Annotated in this window: 22 protein-coding genes; 8 read left to right on the top strand and 14 right to left on the bottom strand. The window is 61.3% G+C overall.

Annotated features, from left to right (window positions below; translation table 11 throughout):
* Nucleotide 1 precedes the first annotated feature (1 nt).
* Both ptsP and rppH read right to left on the bottom strand, forming a co-directional pair.
* The gene (gene ptsP / locus ACKPCU_RS18300; protein ID WP_321348901.1) at nt 2–2,269 is read right to left on the bottom strand and encodes a phosphoenolpyruvate--protein phosphotransferase; all 2,268 of its coding nucleotides are present in this window, start codon (nt 2,267–2,269) and stop codon (nt 2–4) included.
* Between the two features lie 2 nt (nt 2,270–2,271).
* Nucleotides 2,272–2,760 carry an RNA pyrophosphohydrolase gene (gene rppH, locus ACKPCU_RS18305; protein WP_104738847.1) on the bottom strand — a complete coding sequence of 163 codons (489 nt, stop codon included), beginning with the start codon at nt 2,758–2,760 and terminating at the stop codon, nt 2,272–2,274.
* 156 nt (nt 2,761–2,916) lie between these two features.
* Here rppH and ACKPCU_RS18310 point away from each other — a divergent pair, with 156 nt between their 5' ends.
* Nucleotides 2,917–3,570 carry a histidinol-phosphatase gene (locus tag ACKPCU_RS18310; RefSeq protein ID WP_321348903.1) on the top strand — a complete coding sequence of 218 codons (654 nt, stop codon included), beginning with the start codon at nt 2,917–2,919 and terminating at the stop codon, nt 3,568–3,570.
* 179 nt (nt 3,571–3,749) lie between these two features.
* On the opposite strand, the gene ACKPCU_RS18315 is transcribed toward ACKPCU_RS18310, so the two are convergent.
* Nucleotides 3,750–4,943, bottom strand: a complete 1,194-nt coding sequence (locus ACKPCU_RS18315; protein ID WP_321348905.1) for a class I SAM-dependent rRNA methyltransferase — start codon at nt 4,941–4,943, stop codon at nt 3,750–3,752.
* A 117-nt stretch (nt 4,944–5,060) separates the two neighbouring features.
* On the opposite strand from ACKPCU_RS18315, the gene ACKPCU_RS18320 reads away from it, so the two are divergent.
* Both ACKPCU_RS18320 and ACKPCU_RS18325 read left to right on the top strand, forming a co-directional pair.
* Nucleotides 5,061–5,942 (top strand): HDOD domain-containing protein, encoded by an 882-nt coding sequence (locus ACKPCU_RS18320; protein ID WP_104738805.1) that lies wholly within the window; start codon nt 5,061–5,063, stop codon nt 5,940–5,942.
* Nucleotides 5,943–5,969: 27 nt separating this feature from the next.
* Nucleotides 5,970–6,485, top strand: coding sequence for a glycine cleavage system transcriptional repressor (locus ACKPCU_RS18325; RefSeq protein WP_321348909.1), 516 nt, complete (start codon nt 5,970–5,972; stop codon nt 6,483–6,485).
* Nucleotides 6,486–6,550: 65 nt separating this feature from the next.
* On the opposite strand, the gene trkA is transcribed toward ACKPCU_RS18325, so the two are convergent.
* The 5 genes from trkA to ACKPCU_RS18350 form a co-directional block, all read right to left on the bottom strand.
* A complete protein-coding gene (gene trkA, locus ACKPCU_RS18330) occupies nt 6,551–7,939 on the bottom strand; it encodes a Trk system potassium transporter TrkA (RefSeq protein ID WP_104738846.1) in 1,389 nt (462 codons plus the stop codon).
* A 27-nt stretch (nt 7,940–7,966) separates the two neighbouring features.
* Entirely contained in the window at nt 7,967–9,415 is a 1,449-nt protein-coding gene (locus ACKPCU_RS18335) for a TrkH family potassium uptake protein (RefSeq protein ID WP_104738803.1), read from the bottom strand.
* 63 nt (nt 9,416–9,478) lie between these two features.
* A complete protein-coding gene (locus ACKPCU_RS18340) occupies nt 9,479–10,534 on the bottom strand; it encodes a DUF2955 domain-containing protein (RefSeq protein WP_321348912.1) in 1,056 nt (351 codons plus the stop codon).
* A 7-nt stretch (nt 10,535–10,541) separates the two neighbouring features.
* The gene (locus tag ACKPCU_RS18345; protein WP_104738801.1) at nt 10,542–11,606 is read right to left on the bottom strand and encodes an HlyD family secretion protein; all 1,065 of its coding nucleotides are present in this window, start codon (nt 11,604–11,606) and stop codon (nt 10,542–10,544) included.
* The gene (locus tag ACKPCU_RS18350) at nt 11,603–12,091 is read right to left on the bottom strand and encodes a MarR family winged helix-turn-helix transcriptional regulator (RefSeq protein ID WP_104738800.1); all 489 of its coding nucleotides are present in this window, start codon (nt 12,089–12,091) and stop codon (nt 11,603–11,605) included. Before ACKPCU_RS18350 ends, ACKPCU_RS18345 begins: the two co-directional genes overlap by 4 nt.
* 177 nt (nt 12,092–12,268) lie before the next feature.
* Between ACKPCU_RS18350 and ACKPCU_RS18355 the strand changes: the two genes are divergently transcribed.
* Nucleotides 12,269–12,679, top strand: coding sequence for a PH domain-containing protein (locus ACKPCU_RS18355; RefSeq protein WP_104738799.1), 411 nt, complete (start codon nt 12,269–12,271; stop codon nt 12,677–12,679).
* A gap of 14 nt (nt 12,680–12,693) precedes the next feature.
* Here the strand turns inward: ACKPCU_RS18355 and mgtE are convergent, their stop codons facing one another.
* Nucleotides 12,694–14,316 carry a magnesium transporter gene (gene mgtE / locus ACKPCU_RS18360; protein WP_104738798.1) on the bottom strand — a complete coding sequence of 541 codons (1,623 nt, stop codon included), beginning with the start codon at nt 14,314–14,316 and terminating at the stop codon, nt 12,694–12,696.
* A 136-nt stretch (nt 14,317–14,452) separates the two neighbouring features.
* On the opposite strand from mgtE, the gene ACKPCU_RS18365 reads away from it, so the two are divergent.
* The 4 genes from ACKPCU_RS18365 to creC are packed head-to-tail and all read left to right on the top strand — an operon-like array spanning nt 14,453 to nt 19,212.
* Nucleotides 14,453–16,429, top strand: a complete 1,977-nt coding sequence (locus ACKPCU_RS18365) for a marine proteobacterial sortase target protein (protein WP_321348916.1) — start codon at nt 14,453–14,455, stop codon at nt 16,427–16,429.
* Nucleotides 16,422–16,988, top strand: coding sequence for a class GN sortase (locus ACKPCU_RS18370; protein ID WP_321348917.1), 567 nt, complete (start codon nt 16,422–16,424; stop codon nt 16,986–16,988). Before ACKPCU_RS18365 ends, ACKPCU_RS18370 begins: the two co-directional genes overlap by 8 nt.
* Nucleotides 16,989–17,047: 59 nt before the next feature.
* Nucleotides 17,048–17,752 carry a two-component system response regulator CreB gene (gene creB, locus ACKPCU_RS18375; protein WP_104738845.1) on the top strand — a complete coding sequence of 235 codons (705 nt, stop codon included), beginning with the start codon at nt 17,048–17,050 and terminating at the stop codon, nt 17,750–17,752.
* The gene (creC, locus tag ACKPCU_RS18380; protein ID WP_321348919.1) at nt 17,749–19,212 is read left to right on the top strand and encodes a two-component system sensor histidine kinase CreC; all 1,464 of its coding nucleotides are present in this window, start codon (nt 17,749–17,751) and stop codon (nt 19,210–19,212) included. The genes creB and creC overlap by 4 nt, the downstream gene beginning before the upstream one ends.
* 11 nt (nt 19,213–19,223) lie before the next feature.
* On the opposite strand, the gene gcvP is transcribed toward creC, so the two are convergent.
* From gcvP to ACKPCU_RS18405, 5 genes are all read right to left on the bottom strand, one after another.
* Nucleotides 19,224–22,109, bottom strand: coding sequence for an aminomethyl-transferring glycine dehydrogenase (gcvP, locus tag ACKPCU_RS18385; RefSeq protein ID WP_321348920.1), 2,886 nt, complete (start codon nt 22,107–22,109; stop codon nt 19,224–19,226).
* Between the two features lie 79 nt (nt 22,110–22,188).
* Complete coding sequence (gene gcvH, locus ACKPCU_RS18390) at nt 22,189–22,569, bottom strand: glycine cleavage system protein GcvH (protein WP_104738793.1); 381 nt, start codon at nt 22,567–22,569, stop codon at nt 22,189–22,191.
* Nucleotides 22,570–22,599: 30 nt separating this feature from the next.
* Nucleotides 22,600–23,685, bottom strand: coding sequence for a glycine cleavage system aminomethyltransferase GcvT (gene gcvT / locus ACKPCU_RS18395; protein ID WP_321348921.1), 1,086 nt, complete (start codon nt 23,683–23,685; stop codon nt 22,600–22,602).
* A 74-nt stretch (nt 23,686–23,759) separates the two neighbouring features.
* Nucleotides 23,760–25,334, bottom strand: coding sequence for an ABC transporter permease (locus ACKPCU_RS18400; RefSeq protein ID WP_407651865.1), 1,575 nt, complete (start codon nt 25,332–25,334; stop codon nt 23,760–23,762).
* A 155-nt stretch (nt 25,335–25,489) separates the two neighbouring features.
* Complete coding sequence (locus ACKPCU_RS18405) at nt 25,490–26,491, bottom strand: extracellular solute-binding protein (RefSeq protein WP_321348925.1); 1,002 nt, start codon at nt 26,489–26,491, stop codon at nt 25,490–25,492.
* Between the last annotated feature and the right edge of the window lie 91 nt (nt 26,492–26,582).

Genomic DNA, 26,582 nt, shown 5'->3' on the forward strand with positions numbered 1-26,582 from the left:
CTCAGCGTGGCTGCGACAGCACCTTGCCCAGGCCCATGCCGCGCAGCGCCAGATGCAGGGTGCTGAGCACCAGATGCGGGTTGTCCAGCTCGATCACCTCATCCAGCAAAGCCTTGGCGTCGGACAGTTTGATCTGACGCAACAGCCACTTGACCTTGGGCAAGTTGGTCGAGTTCATTGACAGTGCGTCACAGCCCATCGCCATTAGCAGCACCGCGGCGGCCGGGTCGCCAGCCATTTCACCACAGACACTCATTGGCTTGCCGGCCTCGCGACAGGCCGTGGCGACCTTGATCAAGGCCTGCAGCACCGCTGGATGCAGCGAGTGGTAAAGGTCCGCAACACGCGGGTTGTTGCGATCGACCGCCAGCAGATACTGGGTCAGGTCGTTGGTACCGACCGACAAAAAGTCGACCAGTTGAATCAGTTCACGCGCCTGGTAAACCGCCGCAGGCACCTCGATCATCACCCCGACCGGCGGCATGGGCACATCGACCCCCTCATCCCGGACCTCGCTGTAGGCCCGATGGATCAGATGCTGAGCTTCTTCAACCTCAAATACGCTGCTCACCATCGGCAGCATGATGCGCAAATTATTCAGGCCCTGACTGGCTTTCAGCATGGCCCGCGTCTGCACCAGGAAAATCTCCGGGTGGTCAAGGGTCACGCGGATGCCGCGCCAGCCGAGGAACGGGTTGTCTTCCTTGATCGGGAAATAGGTCAGCGCCTTGTCGCCACCAATATCGAGCGAGCGCATGGTGACCGGCAGGGGATGGAAAGCCTCCAACTGCTCGCGATAGATCGCCTGCTGCTCCTTCTCGCTGGGGAAGCGATCCTGGATCATGAACGGCACTTCAGTACGATACAGCCCAACCCCCTCGGCGCCGCGATCCAGCGAACGGGCCACATCTGCCTGCAGACCGGTATTCACCAGCAGCGGCATCCGATGACCGTCGAGCGTCACGCAGGGCACGTCGCGCAGCTTCTCCAGCCCCTGCACCAGCTCGCGCTCTTCGCGCACCAGATCCAGGTACTGGCGATGCAGCTCCGGCGACGGGTTGGAATAGACCTCACCGCGGTTACCGTCGATGATCAATTCCATGCCATCGATGCGGGTATAGGGCAGGTCAAGCGCACCCATCACGGTCGGAATACCCATCGCCCGAGCCAGGATGGCCACGTGCGAGCTACCCGAGCCAAGCACCGACACCAGCCCGACCAGCTTCTCTTTCGGCACCTGGCCAAGCATTACCGGCGACAGCTCTTCGCTGACCAGAATGGTGTCATCCGGGAACACCAGTTCCTGTCGGCCAACCTCCTGCAGATAGGCCAAAATGCGCCGACCGATGTCTTTGACGTCCGCTGCACGCTCACGCAGATAGGGGTCATCCATCAACTCGAAACGGGTGACATGCGAACTGACGACTTCGCGCAGAGCCCCCTGCGCCCACTGCCCAGTCCGGATGATGTTGATCACCTCGTTGCCCAGCGCAGTGTCGTTCAGCATCATCAGATAAACATCAAACAGCGCCAGCTCTTCCGGCCGCAGCTGGGTCGAGAGCTTGCTCGACAGTTGCTGCATGTCGACCCGCACGCTGTGTTTCGCGCGGCGGAACAAGGCGATTTCCGCCTCAACGTCCTGGATTTGCTTGTCGGGAACCGATTTCAGGTCTGCCGGTGGCAAAATCACCACTGCATGTCCGATGGCCACACCCGGCGCACCAGCGACCCCGTCGAACCGGGTATCCTGTACCACCTCACCACCCCACCCGAGGCCGCCAATCGCGCCTGTCGCCTCGGCGTGGGCAATAACGCCCGCCAGTTGCGCACTCATGGTGACCAGGAAGGCCTCTTCGCCCTCATCAAACTGGCGACGCTCCTTCTGTTGCACCACCAGCACCCCCATCACCCGGCGATGGTGGATGATCGGCACACCCAGGAAGGAGGCATAGCGCTCTTCACCGGTTTCGGCAAAGTAACGGAAACGGGGGTGAGACGCCGCGTCTTCGAGGTTGACCGGTTCCTCTCGGGTACCAACGTAGCCGATCAAACCCTCGCTGGTGCCCAGCGTGACCGCGCCGACGGCATCCTTGTTGAGACCCTCGGTCGCCATCAGCACGTAGCGACCGATATCGGGGTTGAGCAGGTATACCGAGCAGACCTCGGTGCCCATAGCCTCGCGCACACGCTGCACTATGATGTCCAGAGCCGCTGCCAGATCTCTGGCAGAGTTGACCTCCTGAACGATGCGGCGCAGCGTATTGAGCATATTCAACTACCCGGCAGGCTAGAGAGCAGTCTCGGCGCAAGTTCCTTCATGGCACGCCGATAGACATCGCGTTTGAATGGGACAACCTGACCCAGAGGATACCAGTAACTGACCCAGCGCCAGCCGTCGAATTCCGGTTTTGCGCTACAGGTCATGCAAACCCGCTGATCCTCGGCCTTTAGTCTGAGCAAAAACCACTTCTGTTTTTGCCCGACACAGACCGGCTGCGAATGGCTGCGGATCAGGCGTTGCGGCAAACGATAGCGGAGCCAGCCACGGGTGCAGGCAAGAATTTCGACATCATCAGGCAGCAGACCAACCTCTTCATGCAACTCGCGGTAAAGCGCCTGCTCGGGGCTTTCATGACGCTGAATGCCGCCCTGCGGGAATTGCCACGAATCCTGGCCGATGCGCCTTGCCCAAAGCACCTGCCCCAACTCATTGGTCAGGATGATGCCGACGTTGGGTCTGAAACCATCGGGGTCAATCACAGCCACTATCCCTTATTCAATTATCACCGCATTGTTCCACAAAGCACGGCGTAGCAGCAATTACGGATATGCCACCGATTGATGTCAGTGATTACGGGCATTTACCGACGGACTCGATTATTCTAGCGGGCCGCCAACCGACTCAGGAGAACACCCGTGTCACTCGCCATTTTTGACCTCGACAATACCCTGCTTGGCGGGGACAGCGACCACGCCTGGGGCGAGTTCATCGTTGCCCATCGGATCGTCGATCCGGACGAGTACAAGGCACGCAACGATCAGTTCTTCAACGACTATCTGGCCGGACGGCTGGACATTCAGATTTACCTGAACTTCTGCCTGCAACTACTCGGCGAGCACCCGACAGAGCAGCTCGATGCGTGGCACCGGCAGTTCATGCAAGAGAAGATCCTGCCCATCGTGCTACCCAAGGCGCAGACACTGATCGAGCGCCACCGTCAGGCCGGCGACACCTTGATGATCATCACCGCCACCAACCGCTTCATCACCGGCCCGATAGCCCGCCACCTGGGCGTCGACATTCTGCTGGCGACCGAGTGCGAGAAGACTGACGGGCGCTACACAGGACGCACCGCCGACATTCCCTGCTTCCGCGACGGCAAGGTCACCCGACTGGAGCGCTGGCTGCTGGAAAATAATCGCACCCTGGAAGGCAGTCACTTCTACAGCGACTCGCACAATGACCTGCCGCTGCTGAGCATGGTCGACCATCCCGTCGCGGTAGACCCGGATGACACCCTGCGCGCCCACGCCGAAGCCCAGGGCTGGCCGGTCATCAGTCTGCGCTGACGCGCAGCAGCTGGAAGCAAAACCAGATTCGCACCTGCAGCGAGATTCACAAGGGTTTAAATAAGGAGCTGCGGCTAAAGTCAGCATAAAAAAACCGCGCGATTCAACTCCGCGCGGTTTTTTCTTGCAGCTTGCAGCTTGAAGCTTGCGGCTTGCCGCTCGCCGGTATGAAGCCGGCGTCAGGCCGGCGTCACCCGACAAAACAAAGCCTTGATATAACCGGTCTCCGGAATCGCCGGGTGCAGAGGATGGTCCACGCCCTGGAAGCCTCGTTCGGTGATGATCAGGTTGCGGTCCAGGTGGCGGCTGGCACCCAGCAGGGCATCACGCAGACGATCCTCTTCCAGGTGCATGGAGCAGGATGCCGAAACCAGAATCCCGTCCTTGTTCAGCAGCCGCATGGCCTGCTCGTTGAGACGACGATACGCGGCTTCGCCGTTGCGAATATCCTTGCGTTTCTTGATAAAGGCCGGCGGATCGGCAATCACCACGTCGAAGCGCTCGCCGGCGCTCTTCAGTTCCTTCAGCGCGGCCATCACATCGCCCTCTACCACCAGCATCTTTTCCGCCACGCCATTGAGCTCTGCGTTAGCTTCCACCCGGTCCAGCGCCGGAGCAGAGCTGTCAACGCACATGACTTCACTGGCTCCGAAGGCGGCTGCCTGAACGCCCCAGCCGCCGACATAGCTGTACAAATCCAGCACCCGCTTGCCCGCGACATAAGGCGCAAGACGCGCGCGGTTGGCGCGGTGATCGTAGAACCAGCCGGTTTTCTGCCCCTCGCGCACCGGGGCTTCAAAACGCACGCCGTTCTCTTCCAGGGCGACCAGTTCGGGCATCTCGCCGAACGCATCCTCAACGTAGGACTCCAGCCCTTCCAGCTTGCGCGCGCCACTGTCGTTCTTGAACAGCACAGCCTGCGGTTTGAACACCTGCACCAGCGCATCAACGATGTCGCCGCGCACCTGCTCCATACCGGGGTTGGCGATCTGCACTACGAAGTAGTCGCCAAAACGGTCGATCACCAGCCCCGGCAGAAAATCCGACTCGCCGTAAACCAGACGATAGAACGGCTTGTCGAACAGCCGCTCACGCAGGCTCAGGGCCACCTTGAAGCGATGCACCAGCAGAGACTTGTCCAGCGGGTGACGGGTGTCGCGACTGAACAGGCGCGCACAGATCAGGTTGTTGGGGCTGACACAGACCAGCCCGAGGGGTTTGCCACCCGCAGCTTCCAGCTGTGCCTGCTGCCCCGGCTCAAAGGCCGTCAGCGGCGTCAGCGCGGTATCCACCTCATTACTGAAGACCCAAAGGTGGCCTCCCCGAATACGCCGGTCGGCATTGGCGTTGAGTCGCAGGCTGGGCAAAGACATGAGGGGGCTCCTGAAGCAGGCAAGGAAAGAATGTAGGCAGCGGGCCATTATACAGGGTGCCAAGCGCCCCAGTCTCCGGCTAAACTCGGTAGTTCAACTCATCAGTGGACCCAGGCCATGACATCGGAGCTCACCGACCAGCAGATCAGTAACGCCCTGCAAGGCATCAGCGTACCACCGCAGCCGCAGATCATGGTCGACCTGCAGATGGAGCAACTGATGCCAGACCCGGATCCGAAGGTCATCGCCAGATTGATCAGCCAGGATCCGGGGCTTTCGGGCAGTTTGCTGAAAGTAGTCAACTCCCCGTTCTTTGGCCTGGCCAACCGTATCAGCTCGATTCAACAAGCGGTCAGCCTGCTCGGCGTGAGCCGCGTGGTCAATATCGTCAACGCCCAGTCCATTCGTGGCGAGCTGACCGATGAGAATATCGTCAACCTGAACCGCTTCTGGGACAGCGCGCAGGACGTAGCCATGACCTGCATGACGCTGGCCAAGCGTATCGGCTGTGTCGAGCCGGACGAGGCCTATGCCCTCGGCCTGTTTCACAACTGCGGCATCCCGCTAATGCTCAGTCGCTTCCCCTACTACATCGAAGTGATGGAAGAATCCTACGCACAGGATCAGGTACGCCTGGTCGATGTGGAAAACGATCGAATGAACACCAACCACGCGGTGATCGGCTACTACACCGCCAAATCCTGGCTGCTGCCGCGCCACCTGTGCGACGCCATCGCCAGCCACCACAACACCGAGCAGGTGTTCCTTTCCCCGCTGGGCAACGATCCGGTACAGAAGAACCTGCTGGCCATCCTGAAAATGGCAGAGCATATCTGCCAGGCCTACCGTGTGCTGGGCAATCATCCGGTTGACCACGAGTGGAACACCGTCGGCTCAGCCATTCTCGAATACGTTGGCCTGTCCGAATACGACTTCGAAAACCTGGAAGCGAACTGCCAGGAAATGACCGCCACCGGCGGTAACTATTATCAAGGCTGATCACCGCCTGACCTGAGGAGACATCGCATGACCACCCCGCTCGTAATCACCGTCATCTCCGCCGACAAACCCGGCCTGGTAGAAAGCTTGGCGCAGACCATCAATCGGCATGGCGGCAACTGGCTGGAAAGTCGGATGGCGCGCATGGCAGGACAGTTCGCCGGGATCTTGCGCGTCGACGTGGCAAATGATCAGCTGGAAGCGCTGCGCATTGACCTGGAAGGCCTCAGCGCTCAGGGCATCAATGTCCAGGTCGCCATCAGCGGGCAGGCAGAAGAGCCTCAACAGCGCACCCTGCAGCTGAGTCTGGTTGCCAACGACCGTGCCGGGATTGTGCACGAAGTCTCTCGCGTACTGGCCATTCACGGCGTCAACGTAGAGTCACTGGAAACCGAGTGCGCGCCTGCGCCGATGAGCGCCGATCTGCTGTTCAAGGCCGAAGCCCGCCTCGGCGTCTATCCGCAGACCGATCTGGATGCGCTGCGCGATGCGCTGGAAAACCTCACCGACGACCTGATGCTCGAGCTGCGGGACGCAGACTAGGCGCCAAGGCTAGCCTCCCATCGCCTGCCGTTTGGCGGGCGATGACCGCTGAGGTGCAACATCGGCTAAAGCAGGAAAGTAAGGCCGACCTGAAACAACCGCTCAATCGCCTGCATATCGTGCTTGTCGGGCACGATGACAATAACGTGGTCACCTTCTTCAATCTGAGTACTATCGTGGGCGATCATGACATCCTCACCGCGCACCAGCGCCCCGACCATAGCCCCTGGCGGCAACGGCAACTCGTCTATCCGCTTGCCCACTACCTGCGAACTCTGTGGATCACCATGGGCAATCGCTTCCATCGCCTCAGCCGTACCGCGACGCAGCGAGTGTACCGCAACCACGTCACCGCGCCGCACATGGGTCAGCAAAGCACCGATGGTGGCCTGTTGTGGCGAGATGGCGATATCGATACTGCCACCCTGCACCAGGTCGGCGTAGGCCGGATTGCTGATCAGGGTAATCACCGTGCGGGCGCCCATCCGCTTGGCCAGCATTGACGACATGATGTTGGCTTCATCGTCATTCGTCAGCGCCAGATAGACATCCGCCGACTCAATGCTCTCCTCCAGCAACAGCTCACGATCTGACGCGCTGCCATTGAGGACAGTTGCACGGCGCAGGTTTTGCGACAGGTACTGGCAACGCCCCATATCCTGCTCGATGATCTTCACCCGATAGTCATCTTCCAGCACGCTGGCCAGCCGCGCACCGATATTGCCACCACCGGCAATAACGATCCGCTTGTAGGGTTTTTCCCGCCGCCGCAGCTCGTTGAGGACCAACCGGATATCTGGCCTGGCGGCGACGAAGAAAACCTCATCCCCATCCTGAATCAGAGTATCCCCATCGGGGATGACCGCATGGTTCTTGCGAAAGATCGCCGCCACCCTGATTTCCACCGCTGGCAAACGCTCGCGCAGCTTGGAAATACGCTGCCCCACCAGCGCACCACCATTGGAGGCACGCACGGCTACCAGCTGCGCCAGACCGTCGGCGAAATTGATTACTTGCAGGGCCCCCGGGTAGCGGATCAGTTTTTTCAGGTGCTGAGTTACCAGCGCCTCAGGGTTGATCAGCACGTCGACCGGCACCGCACTCTTGGCAAACAAGGCCCGGTTCTGAGTTAGATATCCCTGCTCTCGGACCCGGGCAATCTTGTTCGGCACATTGAACAGTGACTGGGCGACCTGACAGGCGATCATGTTGACCTCATCACTATTGGTCACTGCCACCAGCATGTCGGCATCCTCGGCGCCGGCCTTGGACAGAGTGACCGGATGAGCTCCGTGGGCGCAGATCGTCTTTATCCCATGGGCGCCGTGCATTTCCTGCAGAAGCTGCAAACGTTCAGGGTCGCGGTCCACCACCGTAATGTGGTTTTTCTCGCCGACCAACTGTTCCACCAGACTACGACCAACCTGGCCGGCGCCCAGCACGATGATGCGCATCATGCACCTTCCCCTTTCAATCGTACGTTAGCCACGCCAGAACACCGGCGTAAAGAGCACCATCAACGTCAGCAGCTCCAGCCGCCCCATCAGCATCGCGAACGACAGTAGCCACTTCGCTGGCACCGGCAGGGTAGCAAAATTACCGGCCGGCCCGATGATATCGCCCAGCCCCGGCCCTACGTTGGTCAACGCTGTCGCTGCTGCAGTCAGACTGGTCAGCAAGTCCAGGCCCATCAGCGCCAGCAACAGCGTTACCACAGCCAGCGTCATGAAAAACAGAAAGGAGAAGGCCACGGCCGAGAGGATAATGTCATCCTGCACCGGTCTGCCGTTGTACTGGGTAACAAACACCCCGTTGGGGTGGATCAGCTTGTTGATCTGGCTCCGCAGGAACAGGTAGCTGAGCTGGAAACGAAACACCTTCATGCCGCCACTGGTGGAACCGGAGCAACCGCCAATGAACATCACCACAAAGAACAGGGCAATACTGAAGGTCCCCCACTGGGTGTAGTCGGCCGACGCAAAGCCGGTGGTGGTAATCACCGACACCAGGTTGAAGGTGGCCTGGGTAAAGGCCACGAAGGGCTCTGCGACATGCAGATCAATCAGGTCAGCAGTCAGCAGCAGCGATACCGCGCCGATGATGCAGAGAAAGCCGATCACCTGCTGGTTGTTGAGCACATGCAGTGAGGGACGTCGAAAAAAGGCGATCAGCAAGGTAAACGGCAACGCGCTGAGCGTCATGAACAGAATCGACACCCACAGCACCTCCAGCGGGAACCGCCCCATGGAGCGGTCATCGGTAGCAAAGCCGCCAGTGGAAACGGTCGCCATGGCATGGTTGACCGCGTCGAACAGATTCATGCCGGCCAGCCAATAGCTAAACACACAACTGATCGTCAGCCCCAGGTAGGTCGCGACCAGCATGCGGGCCAGCGACTGCACCCGCGGGATCGACTTGTCCGACCAGTCGGAAGACTCGGTATGGAACAGGCGCATACCACCAACACGCAGAAACGGCAGGATGGATACCGCCATGCCGATCACGCCCAAACCGCCGATCCATTGCAGCAGCGAGCGCCAGAGTAGCAAGCTCGGTGCCAGGTTCTCGATACCGCTGAGGATGGTAGACCCGGTGGTGGTAATGCCAGACACCGCTTCGAACACGGCGTCTTCGGCACTGAGCTGAAAGTGGCTGAAGAACAGTGGCAGTGCGCCGAACAGTGAAAGCAGCACCCAACTGAGACTGGTGAGCAGATACAGCTGGCGCGAAACCAGATGAAACCCCCGATCACGGCACCCCAGCACCAGCAACAGACCGCAGGCCAGCGTAATGGCAAATGACGTCAGGAAAACCTGCATTTCCGGGTCCTGACGCCACCAGGCGAAAACCGCGACGCTGAGCATCAGACCGGCCATGATCAGTACCAGGATGCCGCAAACGAACAGCACCGGACGCAAAAACCGCAACATGCAGGAATTCCCCAGCCAGGAAGGTCGGCACATGATACCCGCCGACCAGCCCAGACACTACGGTCAAACCGAAACCGGCGTCGGCGGAGCCCAGCGGGTAGCTGCAAAACGGTCGAGCAACAGGTGCAACAGATAGATCGCCGATAATGACAGCAGCACTGACAGTGACAGCGACCAGAACCGGTACAAATCACTGTAGAACAAGTCTTGCCGCGGTGTCAGGTATTGACCAAACAGGATTGCCATAGTGGTCAGTGCAGCAAAGCCCGCACCGGAACCGCCCTCCAGCATATGGACACGGGCGAACAACATCAGGCAGACCCAGAGCCCCGCAGCCACAAATGGCAGCACGTCGAAGTGATCCAGCAACACCAGTTGAACGACCAGTCCCAGGTTGCAGCCTACCAGCGTCCCCAGCGCCCGGTTCCAGCCAGCCGGCCCGGCGCCGCGCCAGTTCAAGGGAAACAGCACCAGAATGCTCGCCACCTGCGCCGACAGTCCACTCTGCAGGTTGAATACCTGAAACACGATATACGACAGGGTCGCCACTATGGTGGCCAAAATGACCTCATGGCGCCGGGTGCTGGCCGACTTGTTCAACGCCGGACGGGGCTTGCGCGGGTCAACATCGGGAAACACCACCTGCATCAACAAGGCAATGAACAGGGTGCTGAACACCGATACGATATTACTGGCCACAATGTCGCCAATATCGGACTGCGGATAACTGGCAAAATGCAGTTGCATCGACATGTTGACGACCGACATGGCACCAAACAAGAAGTTGGGACCACGGCTCATCTGAGCAAACAACGCTGCAAACATGCCCATCACCAACAGCGTCATCGGCACCGGCTTGTCACCGAACATCCCCTGCACCACCAATACCGCCAAGGTTACAACCAGCATATTGGCAATGAACTGCCGCAACAGATGCGCATTGATGACCGGCACCAATCCCAGCAGCAAAATTGGCTGCACCACGAAGAACGCACCGTAGTTCCAGCCCATCAGCTTGCACAGCAAGAAACCGAGCATGCCGCCAAAGGCAATACGCAGACACTGGCGCACGTCGTTACTGTCGAGGTGCCGCTTGCTGGTCAGCAGAATGGGTTTCATGACGGCCTCAGTAGATGTAGTGCATCAGGCTGATCAGGCGAATCTGCAGGCTACCCAGCCAGTGAGCAGGCCCGCCCACCGGGAACAACTGCACCGTGGCGCGTGCGCCAGTGGGGAATGTCGACAGCAGTCCGGGCTCTTCGTCCAGCGTCAGATGAACTCGCTGGCGCTGGGCGTCACGTACCCAGCGGTCAGAGGTTTCCGGCGCTGCCAGCGAACCATCAGGTAACAGCTGGCCCTGCTGGGTACCTGCGGCGATGCCGGCAAGGTGAGCGCGGAATACCCGCCCCGGCATGGCATCGAAGACCACCGCCGCTGGCTCGCCGATATCCATATGCACCAGCGACTTCTCGCGGAAATCTGCCACTACATCGGCATCATCCGCAACCAGCGCCGCCAGCGAGTTACCGGCAACGGCGTAGGTGCCGGGACGAACCTGCAGGTTGGATACCACACCATCGCTCTCGGCCCGCACCTCGGTGTAGCTGAGGTTCAGCCTTGCCTGCTCAAGCGCATTGCGTGCCTGACGCAAACGAAGGTTGTCCTGATCACCATCACCACGCTGCACTTCCAGCTGCTGCACCTGCGCCCGCAGGCTCGTCACCTCTGCCTGAGCCGCCTGCTGGCTGGCGAGAATCTGATCGTAACTTTGCCGCGAGACGTTGTGGCTGGTGAGCAGTGCCTGCATGCGGTCGCGCTCACGCCCCAACTCGGCGCTGCGTACCTCGGCAGCACGTACCTGCGCCCGCGCTGCGGCGATTGAAGCATCAATGCCGGCGTTATCTCGCTCGGCAGCCTCCAGCGCCAGCTGTGCTTGCTGAAGCGCGAGTTCATAAGGGCGAGAATCAATCCTGAAGAGCAGATCACCGGCAGTGACATGCTGGTTGTCCACGACGGCAACATCGACGACCTGACCTGAAACCTGCGGTGCCACACGGATAACCGGATGAATGACCCGCGACTGGGGCGTCAGCGGCATCCACAGATCCGCCGCCAGGAAGTAGCAAAACACCACTGCAAACAGCAATAGCGACGCGCGCACCCAACGCGCAAAAACCTGATCCGGTGTCATTCAGACACCTCCTGCTCGCCTGCGAGCAAGGCTCGGACGTTGGCTTCCATACCCAGCAGCACTTCAGCAAAGGCGTCCAACTGGGCGTCGCTCAAGCCCGCGTAGATTTTCTTGCGCACTTGCTCCACATGCACTCGCATATCCGCGACCCGCTGATGCCCAGCCGGGGTAAACCATAGAGCGTGAACGCGGCGGTCACTGGGGTCGCGGCGCCGCTCTATCAGCCCCTGCTCCTGCAACTGATTCAGCGTCCGCGTCAACGACGGCATCTCGATCGCCAGTTCGTCCGCCAGCACCTGCTGGGTGCAGCCCTCGCCCACCTTGACCAGGTGTAGCATCACGCTCCAGCGCGCCTCGGTAATACCCAGCTCACCGACTGCCTGATTGATTGCGGCGCGCCAGAGCCGATGCACTCGCCCCATCGCTGCGCCCATGGAAGGCTTCAACGTTTCGTGCAACGCCAAAGCCGCTTGATCCTGATTCATGGATAACCTCGAATATAGTTAGCCTGCTAACCATAAAGTCTACTCCGATAGATTTATTTAGCAAGCTACATATTCAATTCAGCACACCGAACCGGAACTGGGCATCGGGCAACACTGTCCCAGCCGCAGCGAATTCGCTAGAGTGCCCAGCTGCAACCGTTCAGAGGAAATGAGGTCATGTCATACATTGAGGAGTCGCTGTCCAGCGGCGAGGTCATTCACAAGATCTTTCAGCTGCACTGGTTCGCCAAGGTACCCATGTACTGCTGGCTGGTCCTGGGCTTAGTCAGCCTGGGCCTGACCTGGCTGATTGCGCTGTATGAGTACTTCCGGCTGCGCTCCATTGAACAGGGCGTCACTAACAAGCGGGTTATCTTGAAAACCGGCATCATCAGCCGGCACACCGAGGAAATGAAGCTCAGCTCCATTGAGACAGTGGAAATTGAGCAAAGCGTCTGGGGACGGATGTTCGGCTACGGCACGGTCAAGCTGACCGGCCGTGGCATCAGCGATGTGAAGTTTCGCAACATTGACGATCCGATGTACGTCAAACGCGAGATCGAGAGCGTCAGCAACCCGATCGACTGATCGCCACCTCAGACTCAGAGCAGAAACAGCGTCGCCAGACCAAGGAAGGCCAGAAAGCCCACCACGTCGGTCACCGTGGTCAGGATGACGCTGCCGGCCAGCGCCGGATCGACGCCAAAGCGACGCAGCAAAAGCGGAATGGCCAGCCCCGACACCGCTGCACAGAGCAGGTTGAGTAGGATCGCCGCCGCAATCACCGCACCGAGCTGCCAGTTCCCGAACCAGGCCACCGCCAGCGCCGCCACCACCAGCGCCCAGAGCACACCATTGAGGCAGGCGATGCCGATCTCCTTGCTGAGCAGCAGCCGCGCGTTACCACCCTCTACCTGACCGAGCGCCATGCCGCGCACCACCAGCGTCAGGGTCTGGCTACCGGCAATACCGCCCATGCTGGCGACAATCGGCATGAGCACCGCCAACGCCACCAGTTGCTCCAGCGTGCCCTGAAACAGGCCGATAACCCAGGCCGCCAGAAAAGCGGTGACCAGGTTGATACCCAGCCACACCGCCCGGCGCCGACTGCTGGTCAGCACTGGCGCAAACATGTCGGCTTCGTCGTCAAGACCGGCCATGCTCATCATGGTGCGTTCGGAGTCTTCCCGAATCAGATCGACCACATCGTCGACGGTGATGCGGCCAAGCAACAGGCCGTCTTCATCAACCACCGCGGCTGACAGAATATCCAGATCCTCGAAGCGACGCGCTACTTCGTGGCTGGGGAGCATCACATCGAGCGGCTGGAAATCACCATCCATCACGTCGCTGACCAGCACCTCTGGCGAGCTGGTCAGCAGGCGACTGAGTCGCAGCACCCCCTGATAGCGGTTCTTACGGTCGACCACCATCACCTTGTCGGTATGGTCCGGCAGGTCTTCGAGCAACCGCAGGTAGCGCAGCACAGAGCCCACCCGGACATCGACCCGCACCGATATCTGGTCGGTGTTCATCAGACCGCCGGCAGAGTCCTCCGGGTAGGACAGCATCGACATCAACTGCTGCCGCTTGCGTACGTCCATCGCCTGCAGCAGCTGGCGACCGCTGTCACTTGGCAGCGCCTGAATCAGGTCAACCAGGTCATCAAGATCGAGCTTGCGGGCGGCAGCAACCAGCTCGTCCTCGTCCATCTCCAGCGCCAGGCGGGCGCGGACCTCGTCATGCAGGTGAACCAGCACCTTGCCTGCACGCTCGGCATCGAGCATTTCCCAGACCGTAGTCCGCTCGGCAGGTGGCAGGGCCTCAAGCAGGCCCGCCGCCTTGGCCGGGTGCATCTGCCGAAAGGCCTTGCCGACGCGTTTGAACTTGCCCGCTTCCAGCGCATCACGGACCCGGGCAATCTGGGTAGTGGCGCCTTCGCCTTCCTCTTCCTCGTCGGTCAGGTCGGAGGTGTCCGGCTCACGGCGCAGTTGAGCACCCAACAGCGGCGTCAGATGCTTAAGCACCTGCTCTTCACGGTCATCATCGATGTGTTGCCAGAGCGCCATACGCTGCGGCCCATCAAGCGCCTCCAGGAGACTGGCCACCTTACCCACATGCATGCCACGCAACAGCTTGCGCACCCGCTTGCGCTTGTCCCGGTGCAACGCCTCGATAATGGCGTCCAGCTCGGTGCGGGTGGTCTGGCTGTCAGTGTCAGTCATAGGCAGGAATGCTCCAGCAACGTTGAACTCGTTGAACAATGTACCGTTGAGAGACGTCCCAAACCACACACAAACCACATAATCAGCACAAACAGGGTCGCCACACTGCCGGCATAGTCCATCAGGGAGACCCGACATGAAAACCGCAATCGCCTGGCTGCTGCTGTGTGCCAGCCTGTTAAGCAACGCCGTTCAAGCATCTACAGACAGTCCTGAGACAGGCATGTTCCTGCTGCGCTCCGATGACGGCAGCTGGCAGCCAGCGCTGCTGCTGAACACCGACATGCAAGTGCAGATCAGCGGCCCGGTGGCCGAAGTACAGATTCGCCAATCCTTCAGCAACCCCGGTGGCGCCTTTGCCGAAGGCCGCTATGTGCTGCCGACCAGCGAAAGCGCCGCCATCCACGCCATGACGCTGGAAATCGGGGAGCGCCGGATCAACGGCCAGATCCAGGAGCGCGAGCAAGCCCGCAAGACCTACCAGCAGGCGCGTGACAACGGCCAACGCAGCGGCCTGGTCGAACAGCAGCGCCCCAATCTGTTCAGTACGTCGGTCGCCAACATCGGCGCGGGCGAAACCATCAGCGTCATCCTCAGCTACACCGAACTGCTGCAACCGGACGCCGGACGTTACAGCCTGCGTCTGCCGCTGACCATGACGCCGCGCTACAACGCCCGCCCGCAGCCGGTCGATGGCCAACAGCACACACCACGCGGCAGCTCTGCCAGTCCGGAAGGCCCCATTGCTGGCAGCCTGTGGCGCGACGGTCCATCCCATCAGGCCGACATCCAGATCACCCTCGATAGCGGCTTTGCACTACACAGCCTGAGCAGCCCCAGCCACGCCATCAGCAGCCACTTTGACGGCCGCCGCTACCGCGTTCAACTGCTGGAAAATCCGGTGGTTATGGATCGCGACTTTGTTCTCAACTGGCAACTGCCGAGCGAAGCAGGCAATCAGGTGGCGGTCTTCACCGAGCAGGTAGGCGAGGACCACTACGCACTGATGATGCTCTCTCCCGCCGCTGCCCCGGTCAGTCAGCAGCGCCAGCCGCGTGAGGTCTTTCTGATTCTCGACACGTCAGGCTCGATGCAGGGCGAACGCATCCGCCAGGCACGTGACAGCCTGATTCACGCGCTGGGCCGCCTGCAGCCCGAAGACCGTTTCAATGTGCTCGAATTCAACAGCGAGTACAGCATGCTCTACCGTGAACCGGTCGCGGCCAACGAAGAGAACCTGAGTGAGGCCCGCAGCTGGGTAGCCGGGCTACCAGCCGGTGGCGGCACCGAAATGCTGCCGGTGCTGCGCGCAGCGCTGACCCAACCGAATGAGGCAGGCTACCTGCGCCAGCTGATCTTCATCACCGACGGTTCGGTCAGCAACGAACGGGAAGTGCTGAAAATGATCCAGCAGCGCCTTCGTCAGGCGCGGATCTTCACCGTCGGTATTGGCGCTTCGCCCAACAGTTTCTTGCTGCGCAAGGCAGCCGAAGTCGGCCGCGGCCAGTTCACCTCGATTGATGATCGCAGCGGCATTGAACAATCCATGGAGCGGCTGTTCGAGAAACTGGAGTCACCGGTACTGACCCACCTGCAGCTGGAACTGCCGGAAGGCATCGATGCCGAAATCTGGCCGCAAAAGCTGCCCGACCTGTACTCGGACCAGCCATTGCTGATCGCCATGAAACTGAACCAACTGCCAGAGAAAGTGGCCCTGCACGGCCGTCAACCGGAGCTGTGGGAGCAGCACCTGCAGATCCCCGAGCCGCAGCAAGGCAATGGCATTGCCAGAATCTGGGCACGACGCAAGATCGAAGCCGCCATGGACCGTCTGAACGAGGGTGCTGGTGAGGACGAAGTGCGCGATCTGGTCCTGCCGGTGGCGCTGGAGCACCAGTTGATGAGCCGCTTCACCAGCTTCGTCGCCGTCGAGGAGCAACCGGTACGCGCCGCTGACGAACCGCTCGACAGCCAACTGGTGCCAAACCTGAACCCGGTCGACCATCGCCTGTACCCGCAGACCTCGCTCGGCCTCAATGGCCTTTGGGCGCTGGCACTCGCGCTGTTGCTGGCCGGTCTGCTGGTCCTGAACTGGAAACCGCGCCATGCGTAAGCTGATTGCCATCGTACTGCTACTGGGTGCCGTGGCTGTCGCAGCCCAGGGCAGCTGGCTGCAAGCCAAGGCGTGGCTTGCCCAATGGTTGATTGCCGACGCCTGGGCCGAGCAACTGCAGGCGGGCACGCCGAGCAAGCCCTGGCCCTGGGCCGATACCTGGCCGGTTGCCAAACTGACCACGCCCGACGGCGAGGCCCGCTACGTGCTCGACAGCGTCAGCGGTCAGGCCCTGGCCTTCGGCCCGGGGCAACTGGACAACGGTGTGGCGCCAGGGCAGACCGGCACCCTGCTGCTGGCCGGCCACCAGGACAGCCACTTTGCCTTTGTCGAGCAGTTGAAAACCGGGCAGGTTCTCACCCTGCAGGCTGCCAATGGCCAAGAGTACCGCTACCGCGTGGCGACCCAGCGCATCGTCGACAGTCGCAATGAGCCAATGATCCTGCAATACGAACGCGCGGAGCTGCGGCTGGTCACCTGCTACCCGTTCCGCGCCCTGACCAGCGGCGGGCCGCTACGCTACGTGGTCACCGCCTGGCTGGAGGAACCCGCCTCGTGATTGCGCTCGCTGCGGAGAAACCGCGACAATCGGCGGACGATTCACGGACAGAGCAGACCATGCCGGACAGGATTCTAATTATCGAGGACGAGCCCGCGATCGCCGATGCGCTGGTGTATGCCCTGAGCACCGAAGGCTTCGACGTGCACTGGTGCGGCCTGGCGGGCGAGGGCATGCAATGGCTGCGCGACAACCCGGTCGACCTGCTGGTGCTGGACGTTGGCCTGCCCGATGAAAGCGGCTTTGAGCTGTGTCGCCGTATTCGCCAGTTCTCCGCCCTGCCGATTATGTTCCTGACTGCGCGCAAGGAAGAAGTCGACCGCATCGTCGGGCTGGAGATTGGTGCCGACGACTACGTAGTCAAACCGTTCAGCCCGCGGGAGATTTCCGCCCGGGTGCGCGCGATTCTTCGTCGCACCCGGGCCGAGCCTGTCGCCAGCGAGCAGTCAGCGCCGGCCGAGCTATTTCTGCACGATGCTGAGCGGCGACGGATTCGCTACCACCAGCAGTGGCTGGAACTGACCCGCTACGAGTATCTGATTCTCAGCACCCTGCTGCGCCGTCCCGAGCACGTTCTCAGCCGTGACCAGTTGATGGAAGCCGTCTGGGCCGATCCTGGTGCCAGTCTCGACCGGGTGATCGACACCCACATCAAGGGCATCCGCACCAAGCTCAAACGCATCCTACCCAGCCACGACCCCATCGTTACCCACCGGGGACTGGGCTACAGCATTAACCCGCAGTTGCCAGGTGCAGACGCATGAGCCTCAGCACCCGCCTGTTGCTCGGATGGTTTGTTATCGCCGGACTGGCCACGGTGCTGTTTCTCAACAGCATCCTCAATCAGGTGCCCTCGTCCGTACGCCAGGCCAGCGAAGAGGTCATGGTCGACAGCGCCAATCTGCTGGCCGAGATCGCCGAGCAGCACTGGCAAGAGGGCTTTGCTGCAGACAGCCCGTTTGCTACCGCCATCAATCGTTATCTGGCCCGCCAGCTGGATGCGCAGATCTGGTCACGGCACAAGACCGGCACCGAACTGGTGATCTACCTGACCGACTTTAACGGCACAGTGCTCTACCACACCGACCCACAGCAGGTTGGTGAAGACTATTCACTGTGGCGGGACGTGTCGCTGACCCTGCAAGGGAAATACGGTGCGCGCACCACGCGGATCGACCCCGAGGACGACACCAGCAGCCTGATGTACATCGCCGCGCCGGTCTATCAAGGCGGTCAGCTCGTCGGCGTGCTCACCCTCGGTAAGCCCAACGCCAGTCTGCATCCGTTCATCACCCTAGCCCACGGCTATTTCTGGCAGCGCGGCGGCCTGATTCTGTTTGGCGCCCTGCTGCTTGGCGCCGGCATGGCGTTCTGGCTGAATCGCTCGGTCAGGCGGCTGGTGGACTATGTCGAGCAAGTGCGCCACGGCGAGCGAGTCAGCCCGCCGCAGCTGGCGGACAAAGAGCTGGCCCGGCTGGCCGCCGCTACCGAAGCGATGCGCCGCGAAATCGACGGCAAGGCCTATGTCGAGCAGTACGTGCATACCCTGACCCACGAGATGAAGTCACCGCTGTCGGCCATCCGCGGCGCCGCCGAGCTGCTGCAGGAGGCGAATGTCCCCGAGCCGATGCGCGCGCGCTTTTTGGCCAATATCGACGGCGAGTCGCTGCGTCTGCAGCGGCTGGTCGATCGTCTGCTGTCACTGGCCGGCGTCGAAAAGCGTCAACAGCTGGAGCAAACCGAGCGAGTTGATCTGGCAGAAATTGCCGCGCTCGAATTGGAAGCCAAACGTCCACTGGCTGAGCGCAAAGGCCTGACACTCACGCAGGAATGCGACGCTGACAGCACACTGATGGGGGATCGCTTCCTGCTTGAACAGGCGATCAGCAATCTGCTCGACAACGCTATCGAGTTCAGCTTGCCCGATGGCGCCGTTGCCCTGCAGATCAGCAACAGCGGGGCGGCGCTGAGCCTGCGCGTGCGCAACGACGGCCCGGCGGTGCCGGACTACGCCCTGGATCGGGTGTTTGAGCGTTTCTATTCCCTGCCGCGGCCGGACGGCCAGCGCAAGAGCACCGGTCTGGGGCTGAGTTTTGTCAGGGAAATCGCCAGACTGCATCACGGCCAGGTGAGCCTGAACAACCGCGCGGAAGGCGGCGTAGAAGTGGAATTGACGCTTAGCAGAACCCACCAGGAGAGAGAGGGCAGCACCTCTCTCTCCTGACGGGGTCGATCTTAGCCTTCGTAGGCTTCGATCGGCGGGCAGGCGCAGAACAGGTTGCGATCACCGTACACGTTGTCGATCCGGTTGACGCTCGGCCAGAACTTGTTGGCCGCGACCCAGGGCTGCGGGAACACGGCTTCCTCGCGGCTGTAGGCACGCTGCCAGTCGCCGGTGATGTCAGCCAAGGTGTGCGGCGCGTTGTGCAGCGGGTTGTCCTCTGCCGTCCACTCGCCCTGCTCGACCTTGTGGATCTCGGCACGGATGGTCAGCATCGCATCAATAAAGCGATCCAGCTCAGCCTTGGACTCACTTTCGGTCGGCTCGATCATCAGGGTTCCGGCTACCGGGAAGGACATGGTCGGCGCGTGGAAGCCGAAGTCCATCAGACGCTTGGCCACATCCTCTTCACTGATACCCGAGGCAGCCTTGAGCGGACGGATGTCGATGATGCACTCGTGCGCCACCCGGCCGTTACGGCCGCTATATAGCACCGGATAGGCATCACCCAGACGCTTGGCCAGATAGTTGGCGTTGAGGATCGCAACCGAGGTGGCCTGACGCAGACCGACGGCACCCATCAGAGCGATGTAGGTCCAGCTGATCGGCAGGATGCTCGCGCTGCCCCACGGCGCCGCACTAACCGCGCCGTTTTCCGGATTCGGGCCATCCAGCGGTACCACCGGGTGGTTGGCAACGAAGGGCGCCAGGTGCGCCTTGACGCCGATCGGGCCCATGCCCGGGCCACCGCCGCCGTGCGGAATGCAGAAGGTCTTGTGCAGGTTCATGTGCGACACGTCGGCACCGATGTCGGCCGGACGGGTCAGACCTACCTGCGCATTGAGGTTGGCGCCATCCATGTACACCTGACCACCGTGCTGGTGAATAATCTCGCAGATCTCGCGGATACCTTCCTCATAGACACCGTGGGTCGACGGGTAGGTGATCATCAGACAGGACAGGTTGTCGGCGTTGTCGGCGGCCTTTTGGCGCAGATCAGCTACGTCAACGTTGCCCTGCTCGTCGCAGTTGACCAGTACCACCCGCATGCTCGCCATCATCGCCGAGGCCGGGTTAGTACCGTGCGCCGAAGTCGGGATCAGACAAACGTTGCGGTGACCTTCGTCGTTGCTTTCATGGAACTTGCGGATCGCCAGCAGACCGGCGTACTCGCCCTGCGCGCCGGAGTTCGGCTGCATGCAGATAGCGTCGAAACCGGTGATGGTGCGCAGCATGGCCTCCAGCTCGTCGATCATCTGCTTGTAGCCTTCGGCCTGCGCCAGCGGAGCAAACGGGTGCAGCTGACCGAATTCCGGCCAGGTGATCGGGATCATCTCGGTGGTGGCGTTCAGCTTCATGGTGCACGAGCCGAGCGGGATCATCGAGTGGTTGAGCGCCAGATCCTTGTTTTCCAGCGACTTGATGTAGCGCAGCATCTCGGTTTCCGAGTGGTAGCTGTTAAACACCGGATGGGTCAGATAGTCGGACGTGCGACGCAGAGCCGCCGGAATGCCCATGTCGGTGGCGCTGACCTTGGCATCCAGCGTGGCGACATCCTGACCGTGCGCGGCACCGGCGAAGGCGGCCAGCAACTGATCGATGGTCGCGCGTGTAGTGGTTTCATCCAGGCTCACGCCCAGGTGATCGGCATCAATTACCCGCAAGTTGATACGTGCGGCGCGGGCGCGTTCAAGAATCTCGCGGGCCTTGCCCGGCACCTTCAGGGTCAGAGTGTCGAAGAAGGTCGCGTTGCGACGCTCGATACCCTGCGCACTCAGGCCTTCAGCCAGAATCGCGGTAAAGCGCTGCACCCGCTCGGCGATCTGCTTGAGGCCTTGCGGGCCGTGGTAGACCGCGTAGAAGCTGGCGATGTTGGCCAGTAGCACCTGCGCGGTACAGATGTTGGAGTTGGCCTTCTCGCGGCGAATGTGCTGCTCGCGGGTCTGCAGCGCCATACGCAGGGCGCGGTTGCCGCGGGCATCAACGGACACGCCGATGATGCGGCCCGGCATGGCGCGCTTGTAAGCGTCACGGGTGGCAAAGAACGCCGCGTGCGGCCCGCCGTAGCCCATCGGCACACCGAAGCGCTGAGCCGAGCCGAAGACCACGTCGGCGCCCAGTTCACCCGGCGGGGTCAGCAGGGTCAGCCCGAGCAGATCGGCGCCCACGCAGGCCAGACCTTTCTGCGCCTGAACCTGTTCGATCAGCGGCTTGAGGTCGCGGATTTCACCCCAGGTGGTCGGATACTGGAACAGCGCACCGAACACCTCGTAGTCGCCCAGCGTGCTGACGTCGTCGACTACCACATCGAAGCCAAAGGCCTCGGCGCGGGTCAGCACAACAGAGATGGTCTGCGGATGGCAATCCTGGTCAACGAAGAACAGGTTGCTCTTGCTCTTGGCAACCCGCTTGGCCAGGGCCATGGCTTCGGCTGCGGCAGTGGCTTCGTCCAGCAGCGAGGCGCTGGCCAGCTCCATGCCGGTCAGGTCGATGGTCAACTGCTGGAAGTTCAGCAGCGACTCCAGGCGACCCTGAGCAATCTCCGGCTGATACGGGGTGTAAGCGGTGTACCAGCCCGGGTTTTCCAGCACGTTACGCAGGATCACGGTCGGCGTCAGCGTGCCGTGGTAGCCCATGCCGATGCAGGAGGTGAAGATCTGGTTGCGGCCGGCAACCTGCTTCAGATAGTCCAGCACCTCGGCCTCGCTGCGCGGACCATCCAGCGCCAGCAGATCGGTACGCAGAATGCTCTGCGGCACGGTCTCGGCAACCAGCGTTTCCAGCGACGCGGCGCCCAGGGTCGACAGCATGGCCTGCTGTTCGGCGGCGTCCGGGCCGATATGGCGACGAATAAAAGCGTCGGTCTGTTCCAGCTCGACGAGGCTCGGGGTGTGGCTCATGGGGTGTACCTGTGCAAAGTGTGAAAGCAAAAAGCCCCGACGCGAATCAGGGCTTCAGCACTACAGCAAAAACAACCGGTCAGATGGAGGCGCCGTAGGCTGCGGCGTCCATCAGCTTGTCCAGTTCGGCACTGTCGCTCGGCTTGATCTTGAAGAACCAGGCCTCACCGTACGGTGCGCTGTTGACCAGCTCGGGGGAGTCGGCCAGGGCGTCATTGACGGCGATGATTTCGCCACTGATCGGCGCGTAGATGTCGGAAGCGGCCTTGACCGACTCGACCACCGCGCACTCTTCACCGGCAGCGACTTCACGACCTACCTCGGGGCACTCGACAAAAACCACGTCGCCCAGCAGGTCCTGCGCATGGTCGGTGATACCAACGGTCACGGTGCCATCGGCTTCCAGACGGGTCCACTCGTGGCTGGCGGCGTAACGCAGATCGGCGGGAATGTTGCTCATGGGAATATCCTCGGGGGTTTAACGTGATACTTATTCGATGACCGACTGGCCGTTGCGTACGAAGCAGGGCTTGACCACGCGCACGTCCAGCAGCTTGCCGCGAATTTCGACCTTGGCGCGGCTGCCGGTCGCACGGGGCACACGGGCCAGCGCGATGGAGTAACCCAGGGTCGGGGAAAAGGTACCGCTGGTGATTTCGCCTTCGCCAACACCGTCGACGATGACCTTCTGGTGGCCACGCAGCACAGCGCGCTCCTCCAGCACCAGGCCCACCAGCTTGGGCTGGTCGCCGGCGGCTTTCTGGGCTTCCAGTGCCTGACGGCCGATAAAATCGCGCTCGGCTGGTTCCCAGGCAATGGTCCAGGCCATATTGGCGGCCAGTGGCGAAATACTCTCGTCCATGTCGGCGCCGTACAGGTTCATACCGGCCTCCAGACGCAGGGTGTCGCGCGCACCCAGACCACACGGCTTGCAGCCAGCGGCCAGCAGCGTTTGCCAGAAATCGGCAGACTGCTCGGCAGGCAGCATGATTTCCAGACCGTCTTCACCGGTGTAACCGGTACGACCGATAAACCAGTCGCCAGACGCCAGGCCCTGAAAGGGCTTCAGGTCACTGATCAGCGCTGCGCGGTCATCGTTGACCACCGATTTGACCAGCTCCAGCGCCTGCGGGCCCTGTACCGCGATCATTGCCAGTTCGGCACGCTCAGTCAGCTTGACGGCAAAGGATTCGGCCTGCAGGTTCATCCAGGCCAGGTCTTTCTCGCGCGTCGCGGCGTTGACCACCACCCGGTAACCGTCGCTTGCCAGGTAGACGATCAGATCGTCAATCACGCCGCCCTGCTCGTTCAGCATGCCGCTGTAGAGCGCCTTGCCAGGCGCCTTCAGGCGGGCAACGTCGTTGGCCAGGAGATATTGCAGGTAGGCCTGGGCCTCGCTGCCAGCCACATCGACGACAGTCATGTGGGACACATCAAACATGCCGACGGCGCGGCGTACCTGATGATGTTCTTCGAGTTGAGAGCCGTAATTGATCGGCATATCCCAGCCGCCAAAATCGACCATCTTGGCACCAGCAGCAAGGTGCTGATCATACAGGGGGGTCCGCAAGGCCATTGCGCCGTCCTTCAGTCCGGGGGTTGCAAAGGCCGAATTGTAGCCGCAAACCCGTCCTCTGTGCAGTCCGTCGATCAGCGCACCTTGCTGCGACTAATCGACTGGGCAGAGCGGCGGATCAATACAATGACCGGCAGAAGCCCGGTCGCGACCAGGGTAATGGCCGGTAACGCGGCTCTGGGCCAGTCGCCTTCGGCTGTCAGGCTGTGGATGCGCACCGCCAGGGTATCCCAGCCAAAGGGCCGCATCAGCAGCGTTGCCGGCATTTCCTTGAGCACATCAACGAACACCAGCAGGCTGGCGCTGAGCAACCCGGGCACCAGCAGCGGCAAATAGACGCGCCAGAACACGCTGAAACCGGAATGTCCGAGGCTGTGCGCCGCCTCAGGCAGAGCGGGCCGAATCCGTGCCAGCGAGGTGTCTACCGGTCCGCTGGCAACCGCCATAAAGCGAATCAGATACGCCAGCAGCAACGCAAACAGGCTACCCAGCAACCAGGGCCTTGGTTCTTCGAGCCCAAGCCAGGCCTGCAGCGGCACCAGCAGCTGATTATCGGCAAAGCTGAACGCAAACATGATGCCCACCGCCAGCACCGAGCCCGGTAGCGCGTAGCCCAGATTGGCCAGCGCCACTGCCGAACGGATACGTCGAACAGGCTGCATCCGCCGCGCCAGCACCAGCATCAGCGCGGCGCCAACCGTCATCAGCGCAGCGATTCCGCCGAGCGCGAGAGTATTGCGAATCAGCGACCAATAGCGGTCATCAAAGTCGTTGCGATCGCTGGTCAGCAGCCAGTAGAACAACTGCAACAGCGGAATGATAAAGGCCGTCGCCAGGACCAGCAGACAATAACCGGTAGCCAGCCAGCCGCGCGCGCCCCGCAAGCGGAACAGTGCACCCTGGCGCGGCTTGTCGACACCGGGAAAGCGCCTGCTGCCCTGTGCTCGGCGCTCGGTGTAGAGAGCCAGCAGCACGAATAGCAGCAACAGGCTGGCGAGCTGGGTGGCGGTCTGCAGGCTGTAGAAGCCGTACCAGGTCTTATAAATGGCAGTAGTAAAGGTGTCGTAGTTGAATACCGAAACCGCCCCGAAGTCTGCCAGGGTTTCCATCACCGCCAGCGCCGCGCCAGCGCCAATCGCCGGACGCGCCATCGGCAGCGCCACCCGCCAGAAGGCCGCCCAGGGGCTGTGACCGAGAATACGCGCTGCCTCCATCAAGCCGCGCCCCTGTGCCAGAAACGCGCCGCGAGCCAGCATATAAACATACGGATAGAACACCAGCACCAGCACAAAGATCACACCGCCGGTGGACCGGATAGAGAACATCCGAAAGTCGTTGCCCAGCCAGCTGCGCAGGAAGGTTTGCAGGGGGCCGGCAAAGTCCAGTAGACCGATCATGACGAAGGCCAACACATAGGCTGGTACCGCAAACGGCAGCATCAATGCCCAATCGAGCCAACGTCGCCCCGGAAACTCGCACAGGCTGGTCAGCCAGGCCAGACTGACGCCCAGCAGCACCACACCTGAGGCAACACCGACTGTCAGCACCAGAGTGTTGCCAAGCAAGCGCATCATCTGGGTTTCCAGCAGGTGGTTCCAGATGGTCGTGTCCAGGCTGTTCCAGCTCAGTGCCAACACCAGCAGCGGCATCAAAACCAGCGCGGCGCCTACGTAGGCTACGGCGCGCCAATGGGGCTTGGAAACAACGGACGGAAACGGCACTCAGACTCCTGCGAGTTCAACCAGCGAAAACAACAACGCCCGGCGAGGCCGGGCGTGCAGTATATCGGCAAAATCGCGCTGGATCAGTGCCAGCCAACACGATCCATCAACATGATGGCTTCAGCCTGACGGCGTCCTGCTACTTCCACATTGACGTCATCACGCTTGAATGAGCCCCAGGAGGCCACTTCTTCGGACGGCGCGACCGACTCGTTAGCCGGAAACTCCTGGTTAACATCAGCGAACACGCGCTGGGCTTCTTCAGTGGTCAGCCACTCGAGGAAGGCAATCGCACCGCGGCGATGCTTGGCGTAGTGGGTAACACCGGCACCAGAGATGTTGACGTGAACGCCACGGTCATATTGGTTCGGCCAGAACAGCTTGATCGGCAGGTCAGGATTGGCGGCTTCCAGGCGACCGAAGTAGTAGCTGTTGACGATACCGACATCGCACTGCCCGGCCTCGATGGCGTTCAGCAGCGCGGTATCATCCGGGAACACCGGTGTCGCCAGGTTGTTGACCCAGCCCTGCAGAACTTCAGTGGTGCGCTCGACAGCGATAGTTTCCATCATGGTGGCGGTCAGCGACTGGTTGTACACCTTCTTCGCAGTGCGCAGACACAGGCGGCCGGCCCAGGCTTCATCCGCCAGCGCTTCATAGGTGCTCAATTCGGCCGGATCAACCCGCTCGGTGGAGTAGGCAATGGTGCGGGCGCGCAGCGACAGCCCAGTCCAGTAACCGTTGGCAGAACGGTACTTGGCCGGAATATTGGCACTGATGACCTCGGACTCGACCGGGCGCAACACACCCTGCTGCTCAGCCTGCCAGAGGTTGCCGGCATCGACAGTGATCAACAGGTCGGCCGGGGTGTTGGCGCCTTCGGCTTTCAGGCGCGCCAGCAGCGGCGCTTCGCTGTCGGTGATGAACTGGAAGGTAGTACCGGTCTTCTCGGTGTAGAGGTCAAATACCGGCTTGATCAGGTGATCCTGACGCGCCGAGTAAACAACCAGTTCCTTGGCCTGAGCAACACCGCTCAGGGTACTGAAGGCCAGACCGAAGACTGCCAGTTTGCGGATCACAGACATGGAAACGCCTCTCCGTTGAAAAAATGAGAGGAGATGATAATCATTCCCCATTGCACTGGCAATGCGACCGGCTGCCCCACTCCGTAGCTAG

The organism is Halopseudomonas oceani (assembly GCF_963677335.1).
GTDB classification, from domain to species: Bacteria; Pseudomonadota; Gammaproteobacteria; order Pseudomonadales; family Pseudomonadaceae; genus Halopseudomonas; species Halopseudomonas oceani.

Excerpts from the sequence above, each read along its gene's own strand:
- trkA (WP_104738846.1), bottom strand. The coding sequence starts at position 7,939 with ATGCGCATCATCGTGCTGGGCGCCGGCCAGGTTGGTCGTAGTCTGGTG.
- ACKPCU_RS18370 (WP_321348917.1), top strand. The coding sequence starts at position 16,422 with ATGCGTAAGCTGATTGCCATCGTACTGCTACTGGGTGCCGTGGCTGTC.
- gcvP (WP_321348920.1), bottom strand. The coding sequence starts at position 22,109 with ATGAGCCACACCCCGAGCCTCGTCGAGCTGGAACAGACCGACGCTTTT.
- ACKPCU_RS18350 (WP_104738800.1), bottom strand. The coding sequence starts at position 12,091 with ATGAATCAGGATCAAGCGGCTTTGGCGTTGCACGAAACGTTGAAGCCT.
- ACKPCU_RS18355 (WP_104738799.1), top strand. The coding sequence starts at position 12,269 with ATGTCATACATTGAGGAGTCGCTGTCCAGCGGCGAGGTCATTCACAAG.
- mgtE (WP_104738798.1), bottom strand. The coding sequence starts at position 14,316 with ATGACTGACACTGACAGCCAGACCACCCGCACCGAGCTGGACGCCATT.
- ACKPCU_RS18315 (WP_321348905.1), bottom strand. The coding sequence starts at position 4,943 with ATGTCTTTGCCCAGCCTGCGACTCAACGCCAATGCCGACCGGCGTATT.
- ACKPCU_RS18340 (WP_321348912.1), bottom strand. The coding sequence starts at position 10,534 with ATGAAACCCATTCTGCTGACCAGCAAGCGGCACCTCGACAGTAACGAC.
- gcvT (WP_321348921.1), bottom strand. The coding sequence starts at position 23,685 with ATGGCCTTGCGGACCCCCCTGTATGATCAGCACCTTGCTGCTGGTGCC.
- creC (WP_321348919.1), top strand. The coding sequence starts at position 17,749 with ATGAGCCTCAGCACCCGCCTGTTGCTCGGATGGTTTGTTATCGCCGGA.
- ACKPCU_RS18365 (WP_321348916.1), top strand. The coding sequence starts at position 14,453 with ATGAAAACCGCAATCGCCTGGCTGCTGCTGTGTGCCAGCCTGTTAAGC.
- ACKPCU_RS18335 (WP_104738803.1), bottom strand. The coding sequence starts at position 9,415 with ATGTTGCGGTTTTTGCGTCCGGTGCTGTTCGTTTGCGGCATCCTGGTA.
- ptsP (WP_321348901.1), bottom strand. The coding sequence starts at position 2,269 with ATGCTCAATACGCTGCGCCGCATCGTTCAGGAGGTCAACTCTGCCAGA.
- ACKPCU_RS18405 (WP_321348925.1), bottom strand. The coding sequence starts at position 26,491 with ATGTCTGTGATCCGCAAACTGGCAGTCTTCGGTCTGGCCTTCAGTACC.
- ACKPCU_RS18320 (WP_104738805.1), top strand. The coding sequence starts at position 5,061 with ATGACATCGGAGCTCACCGACCAGCAGATCAGTAACGCCCTGCAAGGC.
- gcvH (WP_104738793.1), bottom strand. The coding sequence starts at position 22,569 with ATGAGCAACATTCCCGCCGATCTGCGTTACGCCGCCAGCCACGAGTGG.
- ACKPCU_RS18400 (WP_407651865.1), bottom strand. The coding sequence starts at position 25,334 with ATGCCGCTGCTGGTGTTGGCACTGAGCTGGAACAGCCTGGACACGACC.
- ACKPCU_RS18325 (WP_321348909.1), top strand. The coding sequence starts at position 5,970 with ATGACCACCCCGCTCGTAATCACCGTCATCTCCGCCGACAAACCCGGC.
- ACKPCU_RS18345 (WP_104738801.1), bottom strand. The coding sequence starts at position 11,606 with ATGACACCGGATCAGGTTTTTGCGCGTTGGGTGCGCGCGTCGCTATTG.
- creB (WP_104738845.1), top strand. The coding sequence starts at position 17,048 with ATGCCGGACAGGATTCTAATTATCGAGGACGAGCCCGCGATCGCCGAT.